The organism is Frigidibacter sp. RF13 (assembly GCF_026626305.1).
Taxonomy (GTDB): Bacteria; Pseudomonadota; Alphaproteobacteria; order Rhodobacterales; family Rhodobacteraceae; genus TMP-24.
Map to the genome: position 1 here is coordinate 67,100 of NZ_JAPNUE010000013.1, position 6,866 is coordinate 73,965.

General features: G+C 63.1%; 6 protein-coding genes. 4 read left to right on the top strand and 2 right to left on the bottom strand.

All coding sequences use genetic code 11. The features are described from left to right. Positions 1 to 197 precede the first annotated feature (197 nt). Both OU426_RS16875 and OU426_RS16880 read left to right on the top strand, forming a co-directional pair. Positions 198 to 2,531: a heavy metal translocating P-type ATPase gene (locus OU426_RS16875; protein WP_267635291.1), complete on the top strand. Its 2,334-nt coding sequence runs from the start codon at positions 198 to 200 to the stop codon at positions 2,529 to 2,531. 39 nt (positions 2,532 to 2,570) lie between these two features. Next, positions 2,571 to 3,053, top strand: a complete 483-nt coding sequence (locus tag OU426_RS16880; protein WP_267635292.1) for a DUF411 domain-containing protein — start codon at positions 2,571 to 2,573, stop codon at positions 3,051 to 3,053. A 46-nt stretch (positions 3,054 to 3,099) separates the two neighbouring features. Here the strand turns inward: OU426_RS16880 and OU426_RS16885 are convergent, their stop codons facing one another. Further along, positions 3,100 to 3,378, bottom strand: coding sequence for a hypothetical protein (locus OU426_RS16885; RefSeq protein ID WP_267635293.1), 279 nt, complete (start codon positions 3,376 to 3,378; stop codon positions 3,100 to 3,102). A 137-nt stretch (positions 3,379 to 3,515) separates the two neighbouring features. Then, the gene (locus OU426_RS16890; protein ID WP_267635294.1) at positions 3,516 to 4,031 is read right to left on the bottom strand and encodes a helix-turn-helix domain-containing protein; all 516 of its coding nucleotides are present in this window, start codon (positions 4,029 to 4,031) and stop codon (positions 3,516 to 3,518) included. A gap of 115 nt (positions 4,032 to 4,146) precedes the next feature. Between OU426_RS16890 and OU426_RS16895 the strand changes: the two genes are divergently transcribed. Beyond that, positions 4,147 to 5,595 (top strand): alginate export family protein, encoded by a 1,449-nt coding sequence (locus tag OU426_RS16895; protein WP_267635296.1) that lies wholly within the window; start codon positions 4,147 to 4,149, stop codon positions 5,593 to 5,595. Positions 5,596 to 5,623: 28 nt separating this feature from the next. Next, positions 5,624 to 6,826, top strand: coding sequence for a serine hydrolase domain-containing protein (locus OU426_RS16900; RefSeq protein ID WP_267635298.1), 1,203 nt, complete (start codon positions 5,624 to 5,626; stop codon positions 6,824 to 6,826). Positions 6,827 to 6,866 lie beyond the last annotated feature (40 nt).

A 6,866-nucleotide genomic window follows, 5' to 3' on the forward strand; every position in this document is an offset into this window, starting at 1 on the left:
CGAAACTCGGAGAAAAACATGATGGTCAGGCCGAAGATTGGCTGGAGAATGGCTCTGGACATCGGGTTCGGCCGGCAGATGGGCTTCTCGTCCTCGTTGTCCCGACTCCCGGGATCGCGGCGCTGATCTAGGACCTGCGTTCCTGATCGGTCGGGACCGAACCTTCCACCCAGTCTCAAACCTAGGGGGCGGCACAAATGGAACATCACACCCAGCACCACAGGCACCACGCAACAACGGAAGCAGAGACTGTCGCCGTGGATCCGGTCTGCGGCATGACGGTCGAGATCCGGGAAGGCACGCGGACGCGCGAGCATGGCGGCGAGACGTTTCACTTCTGCTCCGCCGGGTGCCAGGAGAAATTCGACGCCGATCCGTACTTCTACGCCTCCGGCAACGCTAAGAAGGCCAAGCAGAGGGCCCAGCCCGGCACGCAGTACACCTGCCCGATGCATCCGGAGATCATCCGCGACGCACCGGGGAGCTGCCCGATCTGCGGCATGGCGCTGGAACCCATGGTACCGTCGGACGAACCGAGCCACGAGCTCGTCGACTTCACGCGCCGGATGTGGATCTCTGCGGCGGCGGCGGTACCGCTCGTCATCCTGACGATGGGCGAGATGGTGGCCCTGCCGGTGCGCGACTGGATCGGCCACCGGGTGGCCACCTACCTGGAGTTCCTGCTGGCGACGCCCATCGTCCTGTGGGCCGCGCAGCCGTTCTTCCGGCGCGGGATCGATTCGATCCGCAGCGCCTCACCAAACATGTGGACTCTGATCTCGCTCGGGGTCGGCGCCGCCTATCTCTACTCGCTCTTCGCCACCTTCGCGCCGGGCCTCTTCCCGGCGGAATACCGGATGGGCCACGGGGTCAGCACCTACTACGAGGCCGCCGTCGTCATCGTCGCGCTGATCTTCGTGGGCCAGGTGCTGGAGCTGCGCGCACGGGAACGCACCGGCGACGCGATCCGCGCGCTTCTGGACCTTGCCCCCAAGACCGCTCGGCGCATCATCGAGGACGGTACGGAGTACGATGCTCCGCTCGAGAACATCGTCGAGGGTGACCTTTTGCGTGTGCGGCCCGGCGATAGCGTGCCGGTGGACGGCGAGGTGGTCGAGGGCAGATCCTCCATTGACGAAAGCATGATCACGGGCGAGCCGGTTCCCGTCGAGAAAACGGACGGCGACCGGGTGACCGGCGGCACTATCAACAAGAACGGGACGCTCGCGATCCGCGCGACCCAGGTCGGCTCGGACACGGTGCTGTCGCAGATCGTCGAGATGGTCGCGGGTGCGCGGCGGTCACGGGCACCGATCCAGGGGCTGGCGGATAAGGTCTCTGCAATCTTCGTGCCGACCGTCGTCCTGATCGCCCTCGCCGCCTTCGGCGTCTGGCTCCTGGCCGGGCCCGAACCGGCGCTGGCCTTTGCCTTCGCCTCGGCCGTGTCGGTACTGATCATCGCCTGCCCCTGCGCGCTGGGGCTCGCCACGCCGATCTCCATCACCACGGCCGCCGGCCGGGGCGCGCAGGCCGGCGTGCTCATCAAGGATGCCGAGGCGCTGGAGCGCATGGCGCGGGTCGATACGGTGATCGTCGACAAAACTGGCACGTTGACCGAGGGCAAGCCGCGGCTGACCGATGTGGTGGCGCTTCATGGCGACGAGGCGGAGGTGCTGGGCCTTGCCGCTGCGCTCGAGCGCGGGTCCGAGCATCCGCTCGCCGAAGCGATCGTGGCCGGGGCGAAGGACCGCGGCCTGTCGCTCGGGACTGCGGAGGATTTCGAGGCGGTCACCGGCAAAGGGGTTCACGGCACTGTCGCAGGTCGCAGGGTCGCGCTCGGCAATGCGGCGATGATGAAGGATCTCGGACTTTCGACGGACAAGGCCGAGGCGGAGGCCGACACGCTCCGCGCGGACGGCAAGACGGCAATGTTCGTCGCCGTGGACCGCACGCTCGCCGGGATCGTCGCCGTGGCCGACCCGATCAAGGAGACAACGGAGGCCGCGATCCGCGATCTGCACGCGCTGGGTCTCACCATCATCATGGCAACCGGCGACAACCGGCGCACGGCCGAGGCGGTGGCGTCGAAACTCGGTATCGACGAGGTGCGCGCGGGCGTCCTGCCGGATGACAAGCAGAAGCTGGTCGAGGAACTTCGCGCCAAGGGCAAGTCGGTCGCGATGGCCGGCGACGGCGTCAACGACGCCCCCGCACTTGCCGCCGCCGATGTCGGCATCGCCATGAGCACCGGGGCCGACGTAGCCGTGGAAAGCGCCGGGATCACGCTCATGCGCGGCGATCTCGTGGGGCTTGTCCGCGCGCGGAAACTGGCCGTCGCCACGCTCAGGAACATCAAGCAGAACCTGTTCTTCGCCTTCGTCTACAACGCCGCGGGCGTGCCCGTCGCCGCGGGAGTGCTCTATCCCCTGACCGGCCTCCTGCTCTCGCCCATGATCGCGGCGGCGGCGATGAGCCTGTCGTCCGTCTCGGTCATCACGAACGCCCTGCGGCTCAGGCGGGTCGATCTCTGACCTGGCAGTCCATACAAGCGAACTTGAAAGGAAACGCAGATGACCCGGAACGCTTTCTCCCGCCGCACACTTTTGATTGGTGGCGCTGCGCTGGCGGCAGCATTGCCCTTCAGGACCCTGGCGCAGGGCGCTGGACCGGCTATCCACGTGATGAAGGATCCGAACTGCGGCTGCTGCTCGGCCTGGATCGAAATCCTCGAGAACGACGGTTTCGCCGTCACGACCGAGGCGAGCGCCGGGACGCTCTTGATGCGCTACAAGCTCGACAACGGAATTCCGCAGGAGATGGCTTCCTGCCATACCGCGCGGGTCGAAGGCTTCATGATTGAAGGCCACGTGCCCGTGGCCGACATTCGCCGTCTGCTGGCTGACCGCCCCGACGCCATAGGCCTCGCCGTGCCCGGGATGCCCTTTGGATCGCCCGGCATGGGGCCGGAGGATCAGCGAGAGGCTTATGACGTCCTGCTCATCCGCCGCGACGGATTAGCGGAGGTTTACTCGCGGTACGAAGCGCGCTCATGAGCAACTAACGCCTGCGCCCTTACCTATGACCTTTTAGGCAAGAAACCTAGATATCCACCTCCAGATAAACTCCGGCGCAGTCGAAGGCGACGGCGGCGACTGTCGCGCCGATGTTGATGTGAAACCACGGCGATAGGAACTGGGTTTCGGCGGCCAGGTCCGCGGTGATCTCCTGTTCGAAGACCGGGCCAGAGACCTCGTCCACGACGCTCACCCAGACCGAGCCGTCTGTGCGCGGCGCCGCAATGAACAGGGTCAGCCGTTCGTATTCCAACAGCTGCGTGTCGAGCTCGCCCTCTCTGCCGGCCCCGCCCAAAGCGGTCATTGGCTATGCAATCTCTTTGCAGCGCTGCAAACCCTACAAGTCGTCCTGTTTGGCACAGCCGAGGCTTCATTTTTTGCATCAGCGCACTATTCGCGACGCAAGTTCCATTCTGCGCGTCTCCGCGATGGTGAGAACTATCACGCTGATTTGTCTCGATTAATCGCCTGAATGGCACTCGAGATGGCCGCAAGGTACCGAATACTGTGCATGGTCGATTGTTCCAGATCTGCCGCGGCCGACGATGAAATTGTTAGGAGTCCTTCTCCGTCGCGCTCGACCCAGCCCTTCTCTTGCAGTGCTCGCACCTTGCGCCTGACAGTTTCACGCGGAATCCCCGAGTATTCGGCAACGGACTGGATGTTAATCGCTACCTGCAGATGCTGATCGCCGCTGCGGCGCGTCAGCTGGCGATAGGTTTTTGGCTCGGGTTGCCAGCTTTCGGGTCGCGTTCTTTCGCCGATGACGGCCAGAACCAGCATCAGGTCAAAATCGCCGTCGAAGGCAGTCCTCAGCTGGATCAGGAGTTTGTTGAAGCTGGACAGATGTACCGGCCATAGGCTTGTGAACGCCTTGCGGACGAACTCCACTGCCTTGTCGTCGGTTTTTGTCATGTGGTTGCCCGATCCTTTCTTGAGCGTCTTGGCGTCGCCCATTTTGGGCGGCACTGCCGTTGTTGGCCAGAGAATTCGGGCTATCAGTTCTCTAGACTTGTTTTTGTGTGCTTGCACAGGTCCAGTTTCGGACCCCCCAACCCATATAGAAGGACACATGGCAAACGTGTTGTGTCGCAGAAGTCGTTTCCAAAATTTTGCTCGAACCACGATTGCAGCAGCGGCCACGACACTGTTGGCCAGTGCATCCGCGGCACAGGACCAGACCACGATCATTGATCGCGACGGTCTGATCCTTCGCTGGCATTTCCAGGGAGGGGCGAACGCGGTCAGCGAGCAGAACCTGTTTTGGGACCTTGCTGCGACCACTGCTCCGGGCAGTGGCTTTGACCCGGACACCAACTGGCTGGAAGTCTACATCAAGCCTGGCCTGAGCTTCGACTACGACCTTGGTTCGGGGGCCGTTCTCTACGGAAAACTTTCGGCAGTGTCTTCCTATACCTTGGGGACGGACGCCTTCGACACGGGCGACACCGGGGCGACCACGCTAGAAGAGGCCTACCTTGGGATCCGTGGCGGCCTGGGGGAAGGGGCGTCCTACGATTTCTCGCTGGGCGCGCGCGAACTGACGCTTGGGACGGGCATGCTGATCGCCAATGGCGCGAGCAGCGGGTTTGAGCGCGGCGCCTTGAAGCTTGGCCCGCGGAAGGCATGGGAAAAGTCCGCCATCGGTCGCCTAAGCTTTGGCACGGTCACCGGAACCGCCTTTTATCTTGATCCCAACGAGTTGCCCGCCAACGATTCTGGCAACGAACTCGCCGGGTTCGATCTCCGCCGTGATGATCCGAAGGGGGGATACCTCGGCGCGACTTACATTGACGTGCTCGACTCGGCTTCGCCATACCCGCAGGCCGGGTCAGGCGGCGGCGCGCCGACGGTGATCCCGGGCGCCCGCGAGGGGACGAAAACCGTCAACCTGTACGCCAAGACGAACCCTTTTGAAGGGCCGATGGCGAATTGGGTCTTTGCGGGGGATTTCGCCTACCAGTGGAATGACCGGATCGATCTTGAATCTTGGGCAGGCCGGGTGACCGCCACTTACACCTTCAAGGAGGCGGCCTGGTCGCCGAGCCTGAACCTGGGCTACCAGACCTTTTCCGGCGATGACCCGAGCACGGCAAAGCTTGAGCGTTTCGATCCGCTTTACTATCAGGGGAGCCCCAGCGCCTGGGCGACAGGATCAAAGTCAGCATCGACGTTCCTCAACTCGAACGTGAATGCCCTGACCGTGGCCCTGCAGGTCAAGCCGAGCCAGCAGGACACGTTCACCCTGCGTTACGCGCATATCCGGGCGAACGAGTTGAACAGCCCGGTCCAGTTCGGCCAGGCTACTCGCGTCAACTCAAGCGGCGACCTGGTCACGGGCGTGACGAACGCCCACCTCGCCGATGATGTCTTCCTTGAATACATGCGCATCATCAACCGCAACACGTTCCTGACTGCGGGCGTGTCCGTCTCTTTCCCTGGGGCGGGGATCGACAATATCATTGGCGGGGACGCGTCCCCTTGGACAGGAGGTTTCGTCAATGTCGTCGTCAATTTCTAAGGTTCTTACCGTGATGGCAGGGGTGGGCATGTCCCTTGGCGCAACGACGGATGCAAAGGCCCAATCCGCACCGCTTTTGGCAAAGGAGTCCGATCCGCAGGTCATGGGCTGGATGCAAGGTTTCCCGCCGCCCGAGGACAAGATCATCACCCAGCCGGATTCGGTCTATTTCAGCTTTCCCAAGCTGCGCTGGTCGGTCTGTCACCTGCGGGAGCTCCTGCCGACCGAGGAAATCAGCCGCGGTCTTGGCGCACCGGTGCCTCTGCCCTACCCGTCGCCGTCGGACTTCGCCGACCTGCGCAGCGAGATCGACTCGCTGACCTTCACCCCCATCGGTGCAGACGCGCCGATGACCTGGGAGGACTCGCTTTATGCCAACTACACCGACGGCATCATGGTCGTTCACAAGGGCGAGGTCGTGTACGAGCGCTACTTCGGCTGCATGGATGAAGGCGCCAAGCATGCGGCCATGTCGATGACCAAGTCCGTGACGGGACTTCTGGCCGAAATCCTGGTGGTGGAAGGCGCGCTGGACGACACCAAGCTTGTCCGCGACATCATCCCCGAAGTTGCAGACGGGGCCTTCGGCAGCGCAACGGTCCGGCAAGTCATGGATATGGTGACGGGCGTCAAGTATTCAGAAAACTACGCCGATCCGAACGCCGATATCTGGGTTTACTCGGCCGCCGCAAGCCCACTTCCGAAGCCTGAAGGCTACACCGGACCTAACGGCTACTGGGAGTATCTGGCTCAGGTCAAGCCCGAGGGGAGCCATGGCGATGCGTTCCATTACAAGACGATCAACTCGGACATGCTGGGCTGGATCATCAGCCGTACTGCGGGCAAGGCGGTGACTGACCTCGCCTCGGACCGGCTATGGAGCAAGATGGGCGCGGAACAAGACGCCTATCAGACCGTGGACGGCAAGGGCGTGCCCTTCGCAGGCGGTGGCATCAGCCTTGGCCTGCGGGATGCGGCGCGGCTGGGCCTTCTGATGCTGAACAAGGGCGAGATCAACGGCAAACGGCTGTTCCCGGCGGAAGTGGCCGAGAATATCGCCAAGGGTGGTGATCAGAGCAAGTTCAGCGGCTATGCGACCATTCCGAACGGCAGCTACACTAGCCAGTGGTGGGTGTTCCACAACGACCACGGCGCCTATGCCGCGCGGGGCGTGCATGGCCAGACGATCTATGTTGTCCGCCATCAGCGCCTATGGAACAGTTTGGCATGATTGCGTAGGCGAGGGTTTGCGGCTCATCTTGACCCCACAT